17 protein-coding genes are annotated in these 21,337 nt (G+C 65.7%); 3 read left to right on the plus strand and 14 right to left on the minus strand.

What is annotated here, in order from left to right:
• Positions 1 to 53 precede the first annotated feature (53 nt).
• Entirely contained in the window at positions 54 to 1,241 is a 1,188-nt protein-coding gene (locus HNO81_RS08085) for a glycosyl hydrolase (RefSeq protein WP_371818197.1), read from the minus strand.
• 271 nt (positions 1,242 to 1,512) lie between these two features.
• On the opposite strand from HNO81_RS08085, the gene HNO81_RS08090 reads away from it, so the two are divergent.
• Complete coding sequence (locus tag HNO81_RS08090) at positions 1,513 to 1,923, plus strand: Hpt domain-containing protein (protein WP_175317610.1); 411 nt, start codon at positions 1,513 to 1,515, stop codon at positions 1,921 to 1,923.
• Here the strand turns inward: HNO81_RS08090 and HNO81_RS08095 are convergent.
• Positions 1,896 to 2,660, minus strand: a complete 765-nt coding sequence (locus HNO81_RS08095; RefSeq protein ID WP_175317611.1) for a response regulator transcription factor — start codon at positions 2,658 to 2,660, stop codon at positions 1,896 to 1,898. The two genes, HNO81_RS08090 and HNO81_RS08095, sit on opposite strands and share 28 nt — an antisense overlap.
• A 94-nt stretch (positions 2,661 to 2,754) precedes the next feature.
• On the opposite strand from HNO81_RS08095, the gene HNO81_RS08100 reads away from it, so the two are divergent.
• On the plus strand, positions 2,755 to 4,419 hold the full coding sequence (locus HNO81_RS08100; RefSeq protein WP_175317612.1) for a cell wall metabolism sensor histidine kinase WalK: 1,665 nt from the start codon (positions 2,755 to 2,757) through the stop codon (positions 4,417 to 4,419).
• Here the strand turns inward: HNO81_RS08100 and HNO81_RS08105 are convergent.
• The 11 genes from HNO81_RS08105 to HNO81_RS08155 form a co-directional block, all read right to left on the minus strand.
• Positions 4,388 to 5,650 carry an McrC family protein gene (locus HNO81_RS08105; protein ID WP_254703372.1) on the minus strand — a complete coding sequence of 421 codons (1,263 nt, stop codon included), beginning with the start codon at positions 5,648 to 5,650 and terminating at the stop codon, positions 4,388 to 4,390. The two genes, HNO81_RS08100 and HNO81_RS08105, sit on opposite strands and share 32 nt — an antisense overlap.
• Positions 5,637 to 7,868: an McrB family protein gene (locus HNO81_RS08110; RefSeq protein WP_175317613.1), complete on the minus strand. Its 2,232-nt coding sequence runs from the start codon at positions 7,866 to 7,868 to the stop codon at positions 5,637 to 5,639. The genes HNO81_RS08105 and HNO81_RS08110 overlap by 14 nt, the downstream gene beginning before the upstream one ends.
• Before the next feature lie 70 nt (positions 7,869 to 7,938).
• Positions 7,939 to 8,193: a PLD nuclease N-terminal domain-containing protein gene (locus HNO81_RS08115; protein WP_175317614.1), complete on the minus strand. Its 255-nt coding sequence runs from the start codon at positions 8,191 to 8,193 to the stop codon at positions 7,939 to 7,941.
• A 67-nt stretch (positions 8,194 to 8,260) separates the two neighbouring features.
• Positions 8,261 to 8,677: a thioesterase family protein gene (locus HNO81_RS08120; protein ID WP_175317615.1), complete on the minus strand. Its 417-nt coding sequence runs from the start codon at positions 8,675 to 8,677 to the stop codon at positions 8,261 to 8,263.
• 38 nt (positions 8,678 to 8,715) lie between these two features.
• Positions 8,716 to 10,758, minus strand: a complete 2,043-nt coding sequence (locus HNO81_RS08125) for an ABC transporter ATP-binding protein (protein ID WP_305791422.1) — start codon at positions 10,756 to 10,758, stop codon at positions 8,716 to 8,718.
• Positions 10,755 to 12,488 (minus strand): ABC transporter ATP-binding protein, encoded by a 1,734-nt coding sequence (locus HNO81_RS08130; protein WP_175317697.1) that lies wholly within the window; start codon positions 12,486 to 12,488, stop codon positions 10,755 to 10,757. Before HNO81_RS08130 ends, HNO81_RS08125 begins: the two co-directional genes overlap by 4 nt.
• 126 nt (positions 12,489 to 12,614) lie before the next feature.
• Positions 12,615 to 14,822, minus strand: a complete 2,208-nt coding sequence (locus HNO81_RS08135) for an MDR family MFS transporter (RefSeq protein ID WP_175317616.1) — start codon at positions 14,820 to 14,822, stop codon at positions 12,615 to 12,617.
• The gene (locus HNO81_RS08140) at positions 14,815 to 15,309 is read right to left on the minus strand and encodes a MarR family winged helix-turn-helix transcriptional regulator (protein WP_175317617.1); all 495 of its coding nucleotides are present in this window, start codon (positions 15,307 to 15,309) and stop codon (positions 14,815 to 14,817) included. The genes HNO81_RS08135 and HNO81_RS08140 overlap by 8 nt, the downstream gene beginning before the upstream one ends.
• Positions 15,310 to 15,464: 155 nt before the next feature.
• Positions 15,465 to 17,156 (minus strand): thiamine pyrophosphate-binding protein, encoded by a 1,692-nt coding sequence (locus HNO81_RS08145; protein ID WP_175317618.1) that lies wholly within the window; start codon positions 17,154 to 17,156, stop codon positions 15,465 to 15,467.
• Between the two features lie 4 nt (positions 17,157 to 17,160).
• On the minus strand, positions 17,161 to 18,225 hold the full coding sequence (gene speB, locus HNO81_RS08150) for an agmatinase (protein WP_175317698.1): 1,065 nt from the start codon (positions 18,223 to 18,225) through the stop codon (positions 17,161 to 17,163).
• A 246-nt stretch (positions 18,226 to 18,471) separates the two neighbouring features.
• Positions 18,472 to 19,047 carry a helix-turn-helix domain-containing protein gene (locus tag HNO81_RS08155; protein WP_175317619.1) on the minus strand — a complete coding sequence of 192 codons (576 nt, stop codon included), beginning with the start codon at positions 19,045 to 19,047 and terminating at the stop codon, positions 18,472 to 18,474.
• A 261-nt stretch (positions 19,048 to 19,308) separates the two neighbouring features.
• On the opposite strand from HNO81_RS08155, the gene HNO81_RS08160 reads away from it, so the two are divergent.
• A complete protein-coding gene (locus HNO81_RS08160; protein WP_175317620.1) occupies positions 19,309 to 20,829 on the plus strand; it encodes a sodium:solute symporter in 1,521 nt (506 codons plus the stop codon).
• 74 nt (positions 20,830 to 20,903) lie between these two features.
• On the opposite strand, the gene HNO81_RS08165 is transcribed toward HNO81_RS08160, so the two are convergent.
• Positions 20,904 to 21,128: a hypothetical protein gene (locus HNO81_RS08165; protein WP_175317621.1), complete on the minus strand. Its 225-nt coding sequence runs from the start codon at positions 21,126 to 21,128 to the stop codon at positions 20,904 to 20,906.
• Positions 21,129 to 21,337: the final 209 nt, after the last annotated feature.

Raw genomic sequence — 21,337 nt, forward strand, 5'->3', positions numbered from 1 at the left:
TGCCGCACACCGGCATCCGCCACTGACGGCCCGGAACAGCTAACCCCTATCCCCTAGCTTCTCCGTGCCAGCAGGGCGGCCTTGAAGGCAGAAGCCGACGAGTCGCTGCTGTTGATGCGCCAGTCTGTTTCTTTTTGCATATGGAACCAGACGAAACCCATGACGTCAGGCTGGGCGGCCAGGTAGGACACCAGATCCGTGTTCCAGGTCGCCTTGGAGCCTCCCAGTTCGCTGGAAGCGGTTTCCGCTATCAGCACGGGCTTGCCGGGTGCCAGGGTGCGGAGCTGGGAGATGCCGGGGCCCAGGAGGTCCACCGGGGAAACCCAGCTGCTCCAGGTTTGGGAAGCCCCCCAGTTGTAGCCGTCCAGGGCCACGATGTCCGCGTAGCCCGGCCCGGGATACAGGCCTGCCAGGTCCGTTGAGCCCCAGTAGGGGACGTTCGGCGACCAGACCCACTGGACGTTGCCGGCGCCGGTGGCAGCAACCACATCGTGAACATGCCGCCAGGCGGCCACGTAGTCCCCTGCCTGGTTGCCATTGACTCCTTCGGCCCACGGGTACCAGTTACCGTTCATCTCGTGCGCAAAGCGCAGCATGACCGGCTTGCCCCAGGCCGCAAGGGACTGGCCCCATTGGCTGATGTACCCATCGAAGTCCCCGGCGGTAATCCGGGCCAGCGAATACGCCGGCTGCGTGACGCCACCTCCCCAGGCCCACGGCTCCCACGTAACCAGCGGAGTGGCTCCACGGGAGCGGACAGCGTCCAGCTCAGTGATGGGCGGGGACTGCAGGAAATCCTTGTAGCTCATCACAATGGACGGAATCTCCCCGGACACTGTGGCCACCTGGTCCAGCTCTGCGCTGGCCAGCGGCCCTCCCGGGGTAGCCGCGCCAAAGCGCAAGGGTGCCGAGCTGATGCTGGGCGCCGGTGCGGGAGCCGGAGCCGGAGCCGCCTGGACGGTAAACGTGGCGGAAGCCTTGATGGACGCCGTCTTGGCAGTGATGGTGAGGTTGCCGGCTGCGGCCGCCGGACTGGTGACGCCGGTGCTGAACGCGCCCACCGACGTGGTTTGGAACGGGAATGTTGTGGCACCGATAATCACCGTGCCGGTGGTGGACGCCCGGAAGCCCGTTCCCGCGACAGTCACGGCGGAACCTGCCGGGCCGGAGGCTGGGTTGAGCGAAATTTGCGGCGATGTGGCCGCGCCGGCTGGTTGGATGACGGACACCGTCAATCCAATCCCGATAACGAGCGCGGCAAAAAAAGACCTGCGTATTCGGAACACGGCAATCTATCCCCAGATTGAGGCGGCCACGGCCACCGGTGAACGTCAATGCAGAAAGCACTGGCCTTGATCCTATGGGCAAAAAACCGCACTCCCATCAAGAAAACCACAATTCTTCCTGAGTCTTCTGCCAGGTTTCGGGAACAGTCCTAACCTGAAAAAGAGCAAGCGCCCCGGCGCTGCCGCCCTCTTTCCCAAGTCGATAAATCCAGCAGAAAGGAGTGTCATGAGCACCTCGGATGATGCCCCCAGGCCGCTGGTAGACCAGTCGGTCCTGGACCGGCTGCGGGACGAACTCGAGGAGGAGGAAGGCTACAGCCGGGTCTTTGTGGGGAACTTCATCGAATACCTGCCGCAGCGGCTGGGCCGGTTGCGGCTGGCATTGACCACCGGCGACCTGGAGGGCTCCCTGGACGCCGTCCTGAGCCTCAAAACATCAAGCCAGATGGTGGGAGCCGAGCGCCTGGCCGGACTTGCCCTGGACCTGGAGAACGAGATCCGGGCCGAGGCCCGCCACGCTGACATGGCGGTGGCGCTGCCAAGGATGGCGGCCAGCTACCTGCGGCCCATTACCCAGTGCAGCAGGCAGACCATGCACCGGTTGCAGGCTCAGTGCTGCCCGGGCGCCAAGCGGTAACCAACCCCGCGAACCGTCTGCAGCCACCGGGGCTGCTGAGGCGAGTCACCCAACTTTTTGCGCAGGTTCCCCATGTGGACCTCAACGGAACGTTCGTCAGCCTCGCTGATGTAACTGCCGACGTCGTAATCCTCGTCGCGGAGGCGACGCACCAGGTCGGATTTGGTCCTGACCGTCCGTCCGGCTTCGAGGAGCGCGTACAGGAGCTCGAACTCCGTCCGGGTCAGGTTCATCTCTTTGCCGTCAACGGTGACGGTTCGGGAGGCGTAACTGAGTTCCAGGCCGTTGTGGCTGAAGTTTCCACGTTCCGGATGGGCCGCACTCTCCGCAGAGGCGTCCACGGAGACACCTTGGGGATCGGGAACGGACCGCGGCCGGCGCATCATGGCCGCAACCCGCGCGCGCAGCTCCCGCGGACGGAACGGCTTGGTGAGGTAGTCATCGGCGCCCGATTCGAGCCCGATCAGGGTGTCCAGCTCCTCGGTGCGAGCCGTCAGCATCACGATGTAGGCATCCGAGAACTCACGGATCTGCCGGGAAACCTCGAAACCATCGATGTCCGGCAGCCCCAGGTCAAGGGTGATGACATCCGGATTAAGGCTCTTGGCCACCAGGACGCCTTCAGCGCCGCCGCTGGCGACAGTCACATCAAATCCTGCCTGGGTCAGCACAGTGCGTACCAGTTCCCGAATGTCGTGGTCATCTTCGATGACCAGACCCACACGTGCCTCACTCATAGAGCCCCCTCAGTGCCAACGTCTGAAGTATAGCTGGCTGCGGATATCCTGCTGGTATGGTCCCGCACACCCCACCGTCCGCGTCCTCCGCACCATGAGCGACCCCACCCCCTGGTCCGCGGGAAGGCTGCGGCTTTTCAAACGGCCCTTCCATGAGTACCGGCTGACGGACCGGGTAGCGATGAGCCAGATGCCGCTGTTCGTGACCACCATCCTGACGGCAGTGCTGGTGTGGGGATTCTTCCCGACCACGATGGGCAATCCGCTGTTCATCGCGTTCCTCGTTTCACAGCTGGCCATCATGGCACTGTGCTACACCGTCCCCTGGGAGCGGCTGCCGTTCACCAGCTTCCTGATTATCCCGCTCCTGGATTTCATCTCCATCGCTGCGGGCAGGGAAGGCGGTCAGGACAGCCTGACGGGAATCAGCCTGCTGGCCGTGTTCCCGGTTATCTGGCTCTGCGCATCCGGGTATTACCCGCGGGCCGCACTGTGGTTCTCCTTCCTGGGCCCGCTGGCCATCATCTGGCTGCCACTGTTCTTCAAGGGGAACTCAACGCCGCAGGACTTCGCCCGTTCACTGCTGCTGCCCGTCATGATGCTGGGCATTGGCGTGTCAGTCAGTGTCCTGACGTTGAGCATGATGCGCCAGCAGAAGCAGCTGGAGGAAAAGGACGAACAGCTGCGGGCCAACCTTCGCACCAGCAAACGCCAGGAATCGCTGCTGAACACTGTGCTGGATACGGTGCACCTGGGGGTCCTGGCTGTTGATGCCGACGGCCACGACGTCCTGATGAACCGCAAGCAGCGGGCAAACCATGAATTGGCCCGCCCAAAGAATATTGCCGACCCCAACGAATCCCAGCTGCTGGTCTACGGTCCGGACCGCAAAACCCTCATGCCCGTCCACGAGCGTCCGGTCCGCCGCGCTGTCCTGGGGGAAACCTTTACCGATTATCTGGTCTGGCTCGGTGACGGGAAGGACCAACGAGCACTCGTGACCACAGCCCGCGCCATGAAGGACTCCGACGGCAAGTTCACCGGCTCGGTGATCGTCTTCAGCGACGTCACGGACCTGATGAACGCGCTGACGGCCAAGGACGACTTCGTCTCCAGCGTTTCGCACGAATTCCGCACCCCGCTGACGTCCATCCTGGGCTACGTGGAGATCCTGCTGGCCGACGATCCGGACGAGTCCCAGCAGGAGATGTTGGAGATCATCCGGCGCAATTCCGAGCGCCTCCTGACGCTGGTGTCAGACCTGTTGGCGAGCCGGAACGGCCAGCTGATCGTCTCGCCGGAAGCGGTGGACGTCGCCGAACTGGTGCGCAGCAGCGTGTCCTCTGCGTTGCCGCGCGCAGCCGCCGCGGGCGTCGAACTGCGGACCGAAACCCCGGAGCGGCTGGAGGCCCGCGTGGACAGCGCCAGGATCTCCCAGGTCCTGGACAACCTGGTATCGAATGCAATCAAATACTCCCCCGACGGCGGCGAGGTCGTGGTGTCGCTGGCACGGGAAAACGGCCATGTGGCCTGCCGGGTCACGGACACCGGCATGGGCATGAGCCCGGAGGACGCCTCCGAGGTCTTTGCCAAGTTCTTCCGCACCAGCAACGTCCGGCGGACCGCCATCCCGGGCGTCGGCCTGGGCCTGCCCATCAGCAAGGCGATCGTCGAAGCCCACGGCGGAACCATCGACGTCGAGAGCACGCTGGGCGAGGGGACGACGTTTACCTTCCGGGTGCCGGTGCAGCCGTCCTGACCACTTCACCCCAGGACTGGGAGGCAAGTTCCTTGATGTCCGCCAGGATGGCCGACGGCGGCTGGCTGAGGTCCAGCGGAAACTCCACGATGTCGATGTCCGTGTTCAGGATGCGGCGCAGTTTCATCTCGCCCCTGCCGGCGTAAACCAGCCAGGCGGTGGGCACGGCAAGCGCGGTGCAGTGGGCCAGCATCTGGTAATGGTCGGCGGTAAGCGACGCGCCGGCATCCGACGCCGCCCGGTACTTGGCGTTGTAGGCCACCACCGGCCGGCCACCAAGCATGTGGACGGCATCCGGGCGCACGGACAGCCGGTCGGAATCGCGCACCGCCTCGCTGAGGAGGGCGTTGTACCTCAGCCGCAGCTCCCCTGGGTATGCCGCCATGGCACTGCGCAGCGCCGTTCCCACGAAGTCTTCGAACACCTGCGCCATGTCCACCACGAACGACGCCGTCTGCTGCCTGCCCTCACCCGCTTCAGCGGAGGCGTTGCGCAGGACCAGTTCGGACAGGCGCAGGACGGCGTGATAGCGCAGGTTCATCCTGGTGGGCTTCCACGGCGGCACCGGGGCGCCCGCTGGAAGACGCGTCACGGCGTCGAGCTTTCCCTGCAGCGTGCGCAGCCGGCCCAGCACCGCCGGGCGGACCCCGGGCACCTGTCCCATCCGGTCCAGCGCGGCGCGCAGGATGCGGTTTTCGGCGATGTCCTCGGTGAACTCGTCATAGGAAACTTCCAGTGGCACCAGCATGCCGGGTCGCCGGGAAATCTGGTCCGATATCCGGATGCGGCCCTTCACCGTGCGCAGGGACTCGTCAACGGTGAGGTAGCCCTGCAGGACACCGCGGCCCAGCGCCCGTTCAGCAAGCTGGGCCAGTGACTCCGCGAGCGCGCTCCACAGGTCGCGGTCCTCATGCGCAGCCACCGGGTCCGGCCGGAAGCCCTGCTCCCCCGCATAGCTGAGCAGGAACAGCAAACGGCTCAGCCCCAGCCTGTCTTTGGGCCGGACATCCAGCTGGACGGTAGGGGTGCGCACCGAGCCCACCTTGCCCACCGGCTCAATCCTGTACAGCCCCAGGCCCATGGGCGAGGCCTTGGCCAGGCCGCTGGAGTTCACAAAAGAAGCGCTGGGCGCATCCAGCCGCTCCACCAGCCCGCCGGACAGCTCGTCCAGGGCCAGGTGCCGCGCTGGGCCGGTTGGAGTTCCGGCCGCCCTAAGGTCAGCGCGCTGCAATGCGTCCCAGCAGCTGGTCCAGCCCGAACCGCTCCTCCAGCTGGGCCCGCGTCAGCTGGCCATGGTAGTGCTCCGCCAGCAGCGGCATGAGCTCGTACTTCCAGATCCGGCGCAGCCCGGCAGGGGTCTGGGCGGCCGGTTTCATGAAGTATGACGGGCCGATCATCAGGTCCCGGTCCCACTCATCGATTGCCCCGTTGAGGGCGTCCAGCAGGAGCGCCGGGGTGGTATCCAGCTGGCGGGCCTTCAGGAACCGGAGCAGGGAACCCTTGACCGGCTCCGTCTGCGGGTGCAGTTCGATGAAGGAGAATCGGCGGCGGATGGCGGCGTCCATCATGGCGATGGACCGGTCGGCGGTGTTGATGGTGCCGATGATGTAGAGGTTGTCCGGCAGCGTGAACGGCTCGTTGGGGCTGTACTGCAGGTAGATCCGGTCATCACGGTATTCGAGCAGGAAGTAGAGCTCGCCGAACACCTTGGGCAGGTTGGCGCGGTTCATCTCATCGATGATCAGGAAATACGGTTTCTTCTCGTTCCCCGGCTTGGCAGCTTCCTCCGCCAGCCGGCGCAGCGGACCGGCCACCAGCTTGAAGGACACCTGGCCTTCATCGGTCTTGTCCGGCCGGTAGCCCTCGAAGAAGTCCTCGTAGGCATAGGACGGATGGAACTGGACCAGCTTGACGCGTTCATCCGTCGTGTCGTGCGCCAGTTCCGCGGCGACGTGCTTGGCCAAGTAGGTCTTTCCCGTGCCGGGAGGGCCAAAGAGGACCAGCTGGCGGTTCTCCTCCAGCAGGTCCGCGATCTCCTGGAGGGGTTCCAGATCCATGTGCAGCGAGGCCGCGAATTCCTCCGTCAGCGGCCGGAAACCCTCCTGCACCGGGGGAACGACGGCGGCACCGTCCGTGTCGCCGTCGGGCTCGGTTTCCGCCTCGGCCGGCAGCAGCGACTGCAGCGCCTGGACCACGCGGGTCACGTCCACCACGATGCCCGGCGTGGCGAGCTGGCGCTGGACATGCCGGGGCAGGCTGGTGGTGGTGTGGCCGTCGTCGAACCAGCGCACCTTGCGGCGCAGGCGCCGGTTGCCGTCGTTGTACTCGGGCTCCCCCAGGACGCCGCCCAGCCGTACGGTTCCGTTGTGCTGGTAAAGCACCAGGTCGCCGGGCTTCATGACGGTCAGGAAGGCAAAGACGGCGGTTTTGGTGTCCTCGCGTTCCACGTAGCCAAGGTGTTTGTAGTCCTCGTCCACGGCGTGCTGCACCAGCCCGGCGGTGACGCCCGGGTCCAGTGTGCGCAGATGTTCGACGTCGAGGGTCACCTTTTCTTCGCCGTGCCAGGCGGTGAGCAGCTCGGCATGGTCGCTGTGCGTCCGGAGCAGCCAGGCGCGGCGGCCGGGGTCGCCCACCTTGCGCCATTGGCTGACCAGCTGGCGGGAGTACCAGTCGATGCGCTGGCCTGCCTGCTCGTCCAGGTGCAGGCGGATGCGGTGGATATCTGCGGTGATGTCCTCTTCGCCCTCGCCGTTGGCCCCGCCCACCAGGGAGGCGAAGGCGTCCCTGATTTCCTGGCGCTCCACATCCGCCACGACGGGCTCGAAGTAGCTGGGCCACGCCAGGAACTCGATGCTTCGGCGGATGGCGGGCTGGTCGTCCGGCGTTGATGCGGCGAGGCGGTGGAACTGGAGGGGATCCTTGATGGCTGCCTGCACCACGGCGGCCGGCCGTTGGGCAACATTCCGCACGAACCGGCACAGCCATTTCAGGTGGTCCCAGATGGTCCAGTTGAATTCGGCGGTCCGGTCCCGGATCACGCCGTGGTCGGTCATCCCGGCGTACAGCTCTTCGGGCAGCTCCAGCGGCGGTTCCAGCCAGCCGGCGGCCTCGGCCACGCGAGCCCGCTTGACCTTGAGTGACTTCACTTCGTGGGCCAGCGGGAGGGACTGCAGAAACAGCAGTTCCACGGCCAGCTGCTTGGCCCCGCGGGTGGCACCCTGCAAGTTTTCGCGGAGGTTAGTCATCATCGGGGCCTTGGGGTCCGCGAAGCCGCGTTCCAGCCGGTCCAGCAGCTCCGCCGCCGCCGGAACAGACCACGTCCTGGTGCGGCCGTCCAGGGGCGAGGCCTTGCCCTGGAGGCCCGGACCCAGCACAAACCACGCCGCGTCCTCAATCTCCCGGGAGATGCCGAGGGCGCGGGTCATGGCAAAAGTGGCGGTGGGGGTCATGCAGTCAAATTTACAGGGTGGAGCCGGACGGCGGCTCCGCGATGCCTGGCCGTGCTGCTCCCGGGTGAGGCTACTTGCCGGAGGCGGTGTGCTTCCGTCCGAAGATGAAGTACCCCATGGGACCGATGAAATTCACGAAAGACGCTGCCCGCCACGCGGCCTTGGGCCCGTTGATCAGTTCCGCCGGGCGCCGGGAAATGTCCCGCTGCGCTGCCACCAGCAGGGACACCTGCACCAATGCGGTCACGATGGTGCCCGCCTTGGCTGAAGGTGACATCTCCTTCCAGGTCTTCTTCTTCCGGGTGCGGTTCTTGTTGTTGGCCATGAAGGCTTCCTTTCGCTGTACGAGGTGGTTCCAGTCCACTGGGTCCGGTGCAGTCCGGTCCAGAGTCTTAGTGCCTGTAGGGGGCCATCCGGTCTTTTTGCTCCTGGCTGAGTCTTTGCACCCGGCCCGTGGCTTCGTCCACGAATGCCAGATGGCTGCTCGCCTTCACGCAGTCCTCCCCCGTGACGGGGTCCTGGAGCAGGTAGTGGATGTCGAAGCTGGCGCCCTTGACGGCACCGATCCAGACCTGGATCACAGCTGGCACATTGCGGTACTCCAGCGTGCGGACGTACCGGATCTTGTGGTCCACCACCAGGGCAAGGGTGCCCTCAGGGACGTCGTTGAACAGTGAAACCGGCGGTTCGACGCCGGGAAGGCCAGCGCCTCGCGGCGGGCCGAAGGCTGCGATTCTGGCCTCTTCCAGCATCCGTACGATCTGGACGTTGTTGATGTGGCCGTAGGCATCCATGTCACCCCAGCGCATGGGCACCAGCACCTGGATCCACTGGCCTCCGTGCGCGCTCAGCTGTGCACCGCCGTCGAATCGTCCACCGGCAGGTCCCCGGCGTCCGCGCCCGCGAACTGCGACATGTAGAGGCGGTGGTACGCCCCGCCGGCAGCGAGCAGCCCGTGGTGGCTGCCCTGTTCAACGATTCGTCCGTTCTCCATAACCAGGATGGTATCGGCATCCCGGATGGTGGAAAGCCGGTGCGCAATGACGAAACTGGTCCGGTCCGACCTCAGCGCCGCCATGGCTTTCTGCACCAGGAGCTCGGTGCGGGTGTCCACGGAACTGGTGGCCTCGTCCAGGATCAGCAGCGAGGGGTTGGCCACGAACGCGCGGGCAATGGTGATCAGCTGCTTCTCGCCGGCACTGACGTTGTTGCCCTCTTCGTCAATGACGGTGTTGTACCCCTCCGGGAGGGCGCGGACGAAGCGGTCAACGAACGTTGCCCTGGCGGCCGCCATGACCTGCTCCTCAGTGGCCTCAAGGTTGCCGTACCGGATGTTGTCGTAGATGGAGCCGCCAAACAGCCAGGCGTCCTGCAGGACCATGCCCACCTTGGAGCGCAGTTCGGAGCGGCTGAGGTGGGTGACGTCCACGCCGTCCAGCATGATGGAGCCCGAGGTCAGTTCGTAGAAACGCATCACCAGGTTCACCAGGGTGGTCTTGCCGGCTCCCGTGGGCCCGACGATGGCCACGGTGTTGCCCGGTTCCGCCGTGAAGGACAGGTTCTCGATGAGCGGCTTGTCCGGGGTGTAACTGAAGGTGACGTTCCTGAAGTCCACGTGCCCGTCGGTCTTGGCCGGCAGGTGTTCCGTGGCGGTTTCGGTGTCCTGTTCGTCGGCGTCCAGGAATTCGAAGACCCGTTCCGAGGACGCCACCCCTGACTGGAGCATATTGGCCATGCCGGCCATTTGGCCCAGCGGCTGGGTGAACTCGCGGGAGTACTGGATGAACGCGGTGGCATCGCCCAGCGACATGGCACCGGAGGCAACCCGGAGTCCGCCTACCACGGCGATGCCCACGTAGCTTAGGTAGGACACGAACTGCATGACGGGGAAGATGATTCCGGAGACGAACTGGGCTCCGAAGCTTGCCTTGTACAGTGCCTCGTTGCGTTCCTCGAACCGGGCCAGCATGTCAGCGTCCCGGCCGAAGACGCGGACCAGGTCATGGCCGGAGAAGGATTCCTCGATCTGGCCGTTCAAGGAGCCGGTGTTCTTCCATTGGGCTGCGAACAGCTTCTGGCTCCGGGCTCCGATCAGTCCGGCCGCCACCCCGGACAGCGGGAGCGCGACCAGTGCGATCAGTGCCAGCTGCCAGGAGACGATGAACATCATGATGACGATGCCCACCACGGTCAGCACGGAGTTCACCAGCTGCGCGAACGCCTGCTGGAGGGCCTGCTGGATGTTGTCGACGTCGTTGGTCACGCGGGACAGCACGTCGCCTCGCTGCCGCGTGTCGAAGTAGTTCAGCGGCAGCCGGTTCAGTTTGCTTTCAGTATCGTCGCGGAGCCGCCGGATCACTTTCATGACGATGCGGTTCAGCACGTAGCCCTGGAGCCACATGAAGATGTTGGCCACGAAGTACATGAGCAGGACGACGGCGATGAGCATGCTGAGCTTGCTGAAGTTGATGCCGGTGCCCGGTACCAGCTCCATCCTGGAAACCATGTCCGCGAAGTTCTCCTGGCCCTGCTGGCGCAGGCCTGCCACGAACTGCTCCTTGCTGGCACCGGCAGGCAGCTGCTTCCCCACCACGCCGGCGAAGATGACGTCCATGGCCTGCCCCAGGATCTTGGGGGCGATGACGTTCAGCACGACGGAGATGACCACCAGGCCCACCACCGCGTAGATGCCCATGGCTTCCGGCTGCAACAGGCCCATGAGGCGTTTCGCGGAAGGCCAGAAGTGCTGGGCCTTCTTGGCGGGCATGCCGCCAAACATGTCCCCGTCTGCCTCGGAGGGCGTGAACTCCTCCTCGAGGAAGTCCTCGTCCTGCGGGGCGGACGGCGTGGCCTGTTCCACGGACGCGGAGTCTTTCCTGCGGGGGCTCATGCCACTTCCTCCACGCTCAACTGGGATTCGACAATTTCCTGGTAGGTGGGCGAGGTTTCCAGGAGTTCCTCGTGCGAACCGCGGTCCACGATCCGCCCGTTGTCCAGCACCAGGATCTGGTCCGCCTCGGTGATGGTGGAAATGCGCTGGGCCACGATGATCACCGTGGCGTCCTTGGTGGTTTCCTTGAGCGCGGCACGCAGCCGGGCGTCAGTGGCGACGTCAAGGGCGGAGAAGGAGTCATCGAAGAGGTAGACGCGCGGCTTGGTCACCAGGGCGCGCGCAATGCAGAGCCGCTGGCGTTGGCCGCCGGAAACATTGGTGCCGCCCTGGGAAATACGGGCGTCCAGGCCGTTCTTCTTCTCACGGACGAAGGATTCCCCCTGGGCCACCCGCAGGGCGTCCCACAGTTCCTGGTCCGTGGCCTCGGTCTTGCCAAACCGCAGGTTGTGTTCGATGGTGCCGGAGAACAGGTAGGGCCGCTGCGGCACCAGTGCCACCCGCCTGGTGATCTCGGCCCGGTCAAGCCTGTCCACGGGCACACCGTCCAGCAGCACCTGGCCTGCCACGGGGTCGTACAGCCGCGGCAGGAGGGACAGGAGGGAGGTCTTGCCGGCGCCGGTGGAACCAATGATGGCGATGGTCTGGCCCGGCCGGGCCGTGAAGCTGATGTTGCTGAGCACCGGCGACTCGGCGCCGGGGTAGGCGAAGGTCACATCGCGGTACTCCACCACGCCGGCCAGGGATGCCGGGGCCTCGGGGCTCAGGGGATCGTGGATGGAGGGCTCGACGTCGAGCACCTCGCCGATGCGGTCGGCGCATACGGAGGCACGCGGGATCATCATGGCCATGAAGGTGCCCATCATGACGGCCATCAGGATCTGCAGCAGGTACTGCAGGAACGCCGTCAGCGACCCCACCTGCATGGCACCGGCGTCCACCCGCTGCCCGCCAAACCACAGCACGGCGGCCGTGGACAGGTGCAGGATCATGCTGATGGCCGGGAACATGAGGACGAACAGGGCGCCGATGCGGAGCGAGACGTCCGTGAGTTCCTTGTTGGCCCCGCCAAAGCGCTCTGTTTCATACGGTTCGCGCACGAAAGCCCGCACCACCCGGATGCCGATGATCTGTTCGCGCAGGACGGCGTTGATCCGGTCGATCTTCCGCTGCATGGTGCGGAACAGCGGCATGAGCCGGACCACCAGGTAACCCACCACCACGGCGAGGAGCGGGACCGACACCCAGACCAGCCAGGACAGGTTGAGGTCCTCGCGCAGCGCCATGATGATGCCGCCGACGCACATGATGGGGGTGGCCACCATGAAGTTCAACCCCATCAGGAGGAGCATCTGCACCTGCTGGACGTCGTTGGTGCCCCGGGTGATGAGCGTGGGGGCGCCAAACGCGTTGACGTCCTTGGCGGAAAAACTGGTGACCTTGCCGAAAACGGCCCGGCGCAGGTCCCGGCCCACCGCCATGGCTGTCCGGGAGCCGAAGTAAACGCCCGCGATGGCCGCGGCCACCTGGACGAAGGCCACCAGGAGCATCACCGCGCCTGTCTGCCAGATGAAATCGGTGTCCCCGCGTGCGACGCCCTGGTCAATGATCTGGGCGTTCAGGCTGGGGAGGTACAGCGCCGCGATGGTGGATGCGAGCTGGAAGACCAGCACAGCCAGGATGTATGACATATACGGTTTGGAGTAGCGCCGTATGAGGGTGAGGAGCATGGACTCAACTCTAGTAATGGCCACCGACAATTGGGCCATGCGCACGCATCTTTTCCTGGTGGAACCCGCTGTGATCAGCGGGTTCCACCAGGAGTGCCTTGCCGCCGGGGCGGCAAGGGAGGCCGGTTACAGTCCCTGGCCCGGTTCCTGGGCGGCACCGGCGGACGGTGTGGCAGGCGGGGCTGCGGCACTGTGCTTGCCGCGCCCGGCCAGGTACAGCGCGGCTGCCGCCTGGACCTTGCGTTCCTTCAGGAGCTTGCGTTGCATCCGGCCAAGCTCGGCAGCCGTGGCGGCCTGGCTGGCAGCCACCTCCTGCTGGGAGCGAAGCTGTTCCTGCATGTCCAGGACCAGCGTGCCCAGTTCGGCCTGCTGCCGGGCCAGCAGGTGCTGCGTGTCCTGCAGCTTCTGCAGGGTAACCGCGGCACTGGCGATCGCATCGGCAGCCTTGTCCACGTTGTCGGCTGAACGCAGGTCCAGCTCCTCGGAGCGGAAACTCCTGGCAAAGGCTTCCTCGAAGTCATCCGTGGCAATCCTGCCGGACGCTGCCGTTGCAGCGGCAGCACCGCCGTCGTACACCTTTGCGGGGGCCGCGGCCACATGTGAGGCACTGCGTCCGCCTGGTGCTCCGGCCGGAGCGCCCCTGTCCGGCACGGCGGCGGAGACTACGGGCACCTGGCCGGTCATGGCCGTCATCCCCGCTTCACCGGCGGCGTTGGCCTGGAGCCTGGCCTCAGGGGTGATGTCCACCGTCTTGCGCAGCGGAACTTCCTTGATGAAGATCACGGCGATAAGGGCTACGGCGCTCACAACCGCGGAGATCATGAAGATGCCGGCAGTGGCGTCACCGTAGGCGGCCCGCATGACGTCGGCGACCGGCGCGGGCAGGTCCTTGAGGTCCAGCGTGGCACCACTGTTGCCGCCGGGCTGGATGCCCAGCTTGGAGAGTCCGTCGGTGGCCAGGTCCTTGACGTGGTTGGCCATGACGGCGCCCAGGACGGAGACGCCGATGGCGCCGCCGACGGAGCGGAAGAAAGCCACGGAGGCACTGGCGGAGCCGATGTCCTTGGCCTGGACGGTGTTCTGGACGGCGAGGACCAGGTTCTGCATGAGCATGCCCAGGCCGACGCCGAAGATACCGGTGTAGAGGCCGGTCAGCCAGAGTTCGGTGGTGTGGTCCATGGTTCCGGCGAGCGCAAGGCCGCCGATCAGCAGGATGGTGCCGCCGATCAGGAAGCGCTTCCATTTGCCGTACCGGCTGATGAGCTGGCCGGAGGCGACGGAGCCGATGAGGTTGCCGGCGATCATGGGCAGGGTCAGCAGGCCGGCTTCGGTGGGGGTGGCACCGCGGGCCACCTGGTAGTACTGGCCCAGGAAGGTGGAGGAACCGAACATGGCAACGCCGACGGCCACGGATGCCACGATGGCCAGCGCCGTGGTCCGCTCCGAGATGATCTTCAGCGGGATGATCGGTGCTGACACCTTGGATTCAACCAGGACCAGGAGCGCGAGGAGCAGGATGCCGCCGCCCACCATGACAACGGACTGCCAGGACCACCAGTCGTAGTAGTCGGCCTTGCCGGCGAACGAAACCCAGATCAGGAGCAGGCTGACGCCGGAGGTCAGGAGGATGGAGCCGACCCAGTCGATCTTGGCGGGGCGCTTGACGTGCGGGATCTTCAGCGTGACCTGGAGCAGGATCAGGGCGACGACGGCCAGCGGCACGCAGACAAAGAACGTCCAGCGCCAGCCCAGCGAGCTGTCCACGATAAAGCCGCCCAGCAGCGGGCCGCCGGCGGTGCCCACAGCCATGACGGCACCCATGTAGCCGGAGTACTTGCCGCGTTCACGCGGCGGGATGATGGAGCCGATGATGGCCTGCGCCAAAGCTGTGAGGCCGCCCATGGCGATGCCCTGGATCACGCGGGCGGTGAGCAGGAACGGGATGCTTTCGGAGAACCCTGCCATGACCGAGCCGGCCACGAAGATGACGATGCTGAGCTGGACCAGGACCTTCTTGTCAAAGAGGTCGGCGAGCTTGCCCCAGATGGGAGTGGTGGCTGCGTTGGCCAGCAGTGCGGCTGTAATGACCCAGGCGAAGTCCGTCTGGGTGCCCTTGAGCTCGGACATGATGGTGGGCAGCGCGTTGGCCACGATGGTGCTGCTGAGGATTGCGGTGAAGAAAGCAGCGAGGAGGCCGGTCAGGGCCTCCATGATCTGCCGGTGGTTCATGGGCGCACCGGGCTCGTGGCGTTTGGATTGCCGCGATTCCTGTCTGGCGGTGCGTTCGCGCTGGCGCTCCTGCTCCTGGTCCGCGGCGGCGGTGACGTTAGCCATTGATGGACTCCTGCGTTGTGTGTTCGGTGGTGGTTCCGGCCGCCCTTGCCCGGATGGAATTCTTGAGGGATGCGGTGAGCTTGTTCAGCATGGCCGCTGTTGCGGCGGCGTCGTCCTCGTTCCAGTCGGCGAGGTACGCCTGCAAAGTCTCCGCGCGGTGCCGCACCAGTTCTGCCAGCCTTTCCTTGCCCCGCGGGGAAAGTGCCAGCAGCTGGGCCCTGCCGTCGTCCGGATCCGGGGTGCGGAGCACCAGCCCCGCGTCCGCCAGTTCGGCAACATGCCGGCTGAGCACCGGCGCGCTGACCCCCAGCCGTTCAGCCAGGTGGGCTGCGCGGGTTTCCCCTTCGCCGATAAACCTGAGTACGCCCTGGAGGGCGATGCCGGTGTCCTGGCCTTTGACGTTAACCATGGTGACGCAGCGCAGTGCGCGCTGGAGGTCATAGATGTGGCTGACGAGGTCGGCTGCGGTGGCCGGTGCGACAGACATGATGCTCCCTAAGAATTAGTTGCTGCAAGCAACTGTATCAGCAAAAGGTTGCTTAGGGAAACGAAGTTATTGCTGAGCCGGCGATAAAAAGGAAAGCTCCCCCGCCGCCCGGACATGGTCCGGTGGGCAAGGGAGCTCTCCTGTTCGGGATCGGGTCAGGGTGACAAATGGGTGGGTCCGAACATCTTCAGGAGGGTTTCCACCACCACGACGTTCGGCCCGTCGGCAGCGAACCCCGCCCGGAGCGCGTCCCCCACATCCTCGGGGGCCACTCGGGTTGCCGGCACGCCAAAGGACTCGGCAAGCTTGACGAAATCCGGCCTGGCCAGCTCGGTGGCGGTCGCCTTGCCGAAGGCGCCCACCATGTATTCGCGCAGGATGCCGTAGCCGCCGTCGTCAACAATCAGCCAGGTGACCGGCACATTGTGCTGCCTGGCGGTGGCAAGTTCCGCGATGGAGTACATGGACGAACCGTCACCGGAGACGGCCAGGACCCGGCCCGGCCTGCCCAGCGTCTCCAGCCCTACGGCGGCACCGATGGCCCCGGGAAACGCGTAGCCCAGTCCGCCGGCACCCTGGGCCGAGTGGAACTGCCCTTCACGGGCGTCCCAGCATGACCAGCCCCAGTAGGCGGCGATGGTCATGTCCCAGAACGTCTGCATGTCCGCCGGCACGGCCTCGCGGATGTCCGCCATGAACGTCAATTCCTTGGCCAGGTCCTGTGATTCCAGCCGGGCCCGGACTTTCGCAAGCGTCTGCTGAACCAGTTCTTCCGGGGTGCTGCCGTGCCAGTCCGGCGTGGTGGTCCCGCCCGGCTCAAGGGCTGCATCCAGTGCCGCGAGCGCCTGGCCGGCGTCAGCGCGGATGCCCAGGCCTGGCCGGTTGGACTCCAGCACCCGGGGTTCGGCGTCGATCTGGATGATCCGGCCGCGCGGCTCAAAGGTGAAGTAGTTGGACGTGACCTCACCCAAGGACGATCCGATGACTATCAGGACATCCGCATCCTCCAGGAGGTCGGTCATGTAGCGGTCCTCGATCCAGGACTGCAGGGACAGCCCGTGGTTCCAGGGGAACGCACCGTTGCCGCCAGGGGTGCAGATGACGGGGGCGCGCAGCTTCTCCGCGATGGAGAGCAGCGACTTCTCCGCCTTGCCGCGGCGCGTTCCACCGCCGGCGATGATGGCCGGGCGCTCGGCTGATTCCAGCCACTTGACGGCCTCGCGCACCAGTTCCACCCGCGGCGGGTTGTCCGCCGCTTCGGCCAGGGCATCCTCCACGGGCGGCACCATGATGGGGTCCAGCAGGACGTTTTGCGGGATCTCGAGCCACACCGGGCCTTGCGGGGATGAGATGGCCTCCGTCCATGCGTCCTGGATGGCCGACGGGATGCCGGAGGCGTGCTGGATCAGCCGCTGGCTCTTGGTGACGTTGGCGGCAGAGGCTTTCTGGTCATCGAGTTGGTGCAGCATGCCCTTGCGCCGGGCGCCCAGGCCCTCCAGGGGGATCTGACTGGCCACCACCACCATGGGCACGCCGGTGGCGTAGGCCTCCTGGAGTCCGGCCAGCGAGGTCAGCGCGCCGGGGCCGGTGGAGAGGAACAGGACGCCCACCTCTCCGGTGGCACGGGAGTATCCGTCCGCCGCGAAGGCGCTGTTGTTCTCCACCCGGGAGGAGACAAACTGGAGGTTGCCGCGGCCCATGGCATCGAAGAGTCCCAGTGCGTGTTGGCCCGGGATACCGAAGACGGTCTTGGCACCCAGCGCTTCGAGGGTCTCGACGACGAGGTCCCCACCGTTGCGCACGCCGCTCCCCTGCCCCGGGGCGGGGGCGGCGCCGACGTCCGCCACGGCCCTACTCCTTGCCGGCTGCGGCGAAGCCGGCCGGCCGGAGGGATTCCTGCCCGAGCGCCTGGGCCTGGTACCCGGTCTCCGCCCCGAACCGGTTGCCGGGCACGGCGTTGTCCGCCATGAGGGTGACCAGTTCGTAGGCGACGTGGCTGGCGGCCACGCCGGTGATCTCGGCGTGGTCATAGGCAGGGGACACTTCGACGACGTCGGCGCCCACCAGGTTCATGCCGCGGAAGCCCCGGATGATCTCCAGGAGTTCACGGCTGGTGATGCCGCCGGCTTCGGGGGTACCCGTGCCGGGGGCGTGTGCCGGGTCCAGGACGTCAATGTCCACCGAGATGTAGAGCGGACGGTTGCCGATGCGGTCGCGGACCTTGGCCACCGTTTCCAGGACACCCCGGTAGTAGACGTCCGCGGAGGTGACGATGCCGAACCCAAAGCGGTGGTCGTCGTCGAGGTCCTTTTTGCCGTACAGGGGGCCGCGCGTGCCGATGTGGCTGATGGCCTCAGTGTCCAGGATGCCTTCCTCCACTGCGCGGCGGAAGGGGGTGCCGTGGGTGTATTCGGCGCCGAAGTACGTGTCCCAGGTGTCCAGGTGGGCGTCGAAGTGGAGCATGGCGATGGGTCCGCCGGCGCGTTCGGCGGCAGCGCGCAGCAACGGGAGGGCGATGGTGTGGTCGCCACCCAGGGTCAGCAGCCTGCTGCCGGCAGCCGTGAGGTCCAGGGCATTCTGCTGGATGGTCTCAATCGCTTCGTTGATGTTGAACGGGTTGACGGCCATGTCCCCGGCGTCGGCCATCTGGATGTTCTCGAACGGGCTGACGTCCCAGGCAGGGTTGTAGGGGCGGAGCAGCCGGCTGGCCTCGCGGACGTGGTTCGCGCCGAACCGGGCACCCGGACGGTAGGAAACGCCCGAATCGAACGGCACGCCCACCACTGTCACATCGGCTGTGGCTACCTGGTCCAGCCGGGGAAGGCGCGCATACGTGGCGGCTCCGGCGTAACGGGGAATCCGGGATGAATCGATGGGGCCAAGGTTGCCGTTGGCTTCAATGCGCAGCTCTTCCAATGGAGGCCTCTCCTTCGAGGAGTTGAGGGACTGTGTGACTGCCATCATACACCCAGGTTTTCCAATGGGCATCGGTTGTTTACCAGATCATGACCGCACTGGGATACCCCCGTCAAGCAGGGCACGTTTTGGGCAGCCGGAAGCCACAGGAAGCCCGGATTCCAGCGGGAAGCCTGGCGGGACGCCGGTAAAAGAGTGCGCCACGTGACGCCGGACCGAGGCCGGCAGGTGCGCGCACTTGGCGGGTCAGCGGCTCGCGGCGGGTACCAGGACCCAGAGCACCTCGACCGGCTTGTCCGTGGGGTTGACCCAGGTATGGGGTTCGCGGCCCGGGAACGTCACAGTATCGCCCGTATCAAGGTCGTATTCCTCATTGGTGAGGATCAGCTTGATGGACCCCTTGACCACATGCAGCACATCGACGTCGCAGTCCACGGCATAGAGCTCGGACTCACCGCGGCCGTGCGGCTCGATCACCGCCTGGATGATCTGGACCCGGCGCTCGGAGCGGGCGGTCAAGAGCCGCTCCACAATCCCTTCGCCGCCCAGCGATATCCGCGGACCGTCATTCCGTTTGGTGAGGTGGGTTTCCGGCGCAACAAACAGGTCGCCGATGGAAATGGACAGCACCTGGCAGAGTGTCACCAGCGAAGCGACCGACGGCGACGTCAGGTCCCGCTCCACGCGGCTGAGGAAACCCTTGGTCAGCCCCGTGGCGTCGGCCACCTGCTCAATGGTGAGCCGCTGGGACTGCCTGGCGGCCCGGATCCTGGAGCCGATGGCAACGGGGACATTGCTCGGCTCAACTGGCAGTGCCTTCATCTACGAACCTTTCATGGCCGGCAGTCCGGCTCAACTCTGGAGCCATCCTAATCGGCGGCGCTTTTGTGACACGCGCATGCCACACCACGCCGCCTGCCGGGCCGCCCTTCTTGACTGTCAGCCACGTCACACCCTAGTCTTTGGAAACTCCTGTTGCCTATAAGGCAATTTAAGAACCGTTCCCCGTATTTGTCCGCGGCGGTTCCGGGCGTTCCCGCGCACGGTTCCACCCCCGGCCCCAACAGCTCCAAGGAGCCCCTCATGGATGCAAGCGCCATCAACATCGCCATTGTGGCGGTGTATCTCCTCGCCATGCTGGCCTTTGGCTGGTGGGGCAAGTCCCGCACCCGCAACAACAGCGATTTCCTGGTAGCCGGCCGCCGCCTTGGCCCGTTCCTCTACACCGGCACCATGGCTGCCGTCGTCCTGGGCGGGGCATCCACCGTGGGCGGCGTGGGGCTCGGCTACAAATTCGGCATCTCCGGGATGTGGTTGGTGGTGGCCATCGGCGCGGGCGTCCTGCTCCTGAGCCTGCTCTTTGCCGGGACCATCCAGAAGCTGAAGATCTACACGGTGTCGCAGATGCTCACGCTCCGCTACGGAAGCCGGGCCACCGAGGCATCGGGCATTGTCATGCTGGCGTACACCCTGATGCTCTGCGCCACCTCCACCGGCGCCTACGCCACCATCTTCGTCGTTCTCTTCGGCCTTGACCGGGCACTGGCCATCGCCATCGGCGGCGCCATCGTATTGGTGTACTCCACCATCGGCGGCATGTGGTCCATCACGCTGGCCGACCAGGTCCAGTTCGTCATCAAAACTGTTGGCATCTTCTTCCTGATGCTGCCCTTTACACTGAACGCCGCCGGCGGCCTGGACGGGATCCGCAGCCGGGTGGATGCCAGCTTCTTCCAGATTGACGGCATCGGCATCCAGACGATCATCACCTATTTTGTGGTCTACACCCTTGGCTTGCTGATCGGCCAGGACATCTGGCAGCGCGTATTCACCGCCAAGACCCCCAAGGTGGCCCGCTGGGGCGGGGCCACGGCCGGAATCTACTGCATCCTCTACGGTGTTGCCGGCTCCCTGATCGGCATGGCAGCGAACGTCGCACTGTCCAATGTCAAGATCGCCGCCAAGGACGACGTCTACGCCGAGGTTGCCCAGAACATCCTGCCCATCGGCATTGGCGGACTGGTCCTGGCGGCTGCCGTGGCGGCCATGATGTCCACCGCATCCGGAGCGCTGATCGCTGCTGCCACCGTTGCCCGCGCCGACGTACTGCCCTTCGTGGCCGGGTGGTTCGGCAAGACCGTCAACACCGGGGACACCGAGAACCCGGAGCACGACGTCAAAGCCAACAGGCTTTGGGTGCTGGGCCTGGGCATCGTGGCCATTGTCATCGCCATCGTCACCAAGGACGTTGTGGCCGCCCTGACCATTGCGTACGACATCCTGGTGGGCGGCCTTCTGGTGGCCATTCTCGGCGGCCTGGTGTGGAAGCGCGGAACCGGCATCGCCGCCGCTGCTTCGATGACTGTCGGTTCCGTGGTCACCCTTGGCACCATGATCATCCTGGAGGTCAACGCCGAGGTCCCGCTGGACGGCATCTACGCCAACGAACCCATTTACTACGGCCTGCTCACCTCGGCCATTGTCTACGTGGCCGCTTCACTTCTTACGCGCCCCACGGATCCCGCGGTCATGCGCGCCTGGCAGCGCCGCGTCGCAGGCCAGGCGACGGAAGGGACTCCCGAGGACGTCTTCGCCGGCCGCTGACCAGCAGGCATTGAAGTACGACGCCGGCACGTCCTCCCGCCCTCACGCGGAAGGAGGTGCCGGCGTCGTCAGTCCTACTCCCCCGTGCTGTGCCCGTCGTCGTCCAGGGGGACCTCGCGGTCCTCGGCGTCGATAACCACCGGCGTCGGCCGGACTACCGGCTCCTCCTGGTCGATGGACCCGTCCTCCGTGTCCCAGTCCGCGTCATCTACCGGTGAATCCTCAGCGTAGTCGTAGGCGGGGTCCGCTTCCACGGCGTCCAGGTGCGGCATGTCCGGGTGCTGTCCGGTGATACCCATGATTCAACCTCCGTTTATTCGCCTGACGTGCTCTTCCAGGGAAGGCGCAGCCTGCGCCACACCCTCATCACAGCACCGTCCGGGCGGACGGGTCAATAGCCTCAGCGGCGCCTTCTGCGGGGACGCCGGCCGCCGCAGTTTTAAGGTCAACCGAAACTTTCCAGCGAGGTTTGCCAGCCAAAAATCCGCGGAAATCCGCAGTAGGCTGG

This window comes from Pseudarthrobacter sp. C4D7 (genome assembly GCF_013359725.1).
Taxonomy (GTDB): domain Bacteria; phylum Actinomycetota; class Actinomycetes; order Actinomycetales; family Micrococcaceae; genus Arthrobacter.

What these genes read in the sequence shown, in the direction of transcription:
- HNO81_RS08090 (WP_175317610.1), top strand. Translation starts at nt 1,513, where the DNA reads ATGAGCACCTCGGATGATGCCCCCAGGCCGCTGGTAGACCAGTCGGTC.
- HNO81_RS08095 (WP_175317611.1), bottom strand. Translation starts at nt 2,660, where the DNA reads ATGAGTGAGGCACGTGTGGGTCTGGTCATCGAAGATGACCACGACATT.
- HNO81_RS08100 (WP_175317612.1), top strand. Translation starts at nt 2,755, where the DNA reads ATGAGCGACCCCACCCCCTGGTCCGCGGGAAGGCTGCGGCTTTTCAAA.
- HNO81_RS08110 (WP_175317613.1), bottom strand. Translation starts at nt 7,868, where the DNA reads ATGACCCCCACCGCCACTTTTGCCATGACCCGCGCCCTCGGCATCTCC.
- HNO81_RS08115 (WP_175317614.1), bottom strand. Translation starts at nt 8,193, where the DNA reads ATGGCCAACAACAAGAACCGCACCCGGAAGAAGAAGACCTGGAAGGAG.
- HNO81_RS08120 (WP_175317615.1), bottom strand. Translation starts at nt 8,677, where the DNA reads ATGCGCTGGGGTGACATGGATGCCTACGGCCACATCAACAACGTCCAG.
- HNO81_RS08125 (WP_305791422.1), bottom strand. Translation starts at nt 10,758, where the DNA reads ATGAGCCCCCGCAGGAAAGACTCCGCGTCCGTGGAACAGGCCACGCCG.
- HNO81_RS08130 (WP_175317697.1), bottom strand. Translation starts at nt 12,488, where the DNA reads ATGCTCCTCACCCTCATACGGCGCTACTCCAAACCGTATATGTCATAC.
- HNO81_RS08135 (WP_175317616.1), bottom strand. Translation starts at nt 14,822, where the DNA reads ATGGCTAACGTCACCGCCGCCGCGGACCAGGAGCAGGAGCGCCAGCGC.
- HNO81_RS08140 (WP_175317617.1), bottom strand. Translation starts at nt 15,309, where the DNA reads ATGTCTGTCGCACCGGCCACCGCAGCCGACCTCGTCAGCCACATCTAT.
- HNO81_RS08155 (WP_175317619.1), bottom strand. Translation starts at nt 19,047, where the DNA reads ATGAAGGCACTGCCAGTTGAGCCGAGCAATGTCCCCGTTGCCATCGGC.
- HNO81_RS08160 (WP_175317620.1), top strand. Translation starts at nt 19,309, where the DNA reads ATGGATGCAAGCGCCATCAACATCGCCATTGTGGCGGTGTATCTCCTC.
- HNO81_RS08165 (WP_175317621.1), bottom strand. Translation starts at nt 21,128, where the DNA reads ATGGGTATCACCGGACAGCACCCGGACATGCCGCACCTGGACGCCGTG.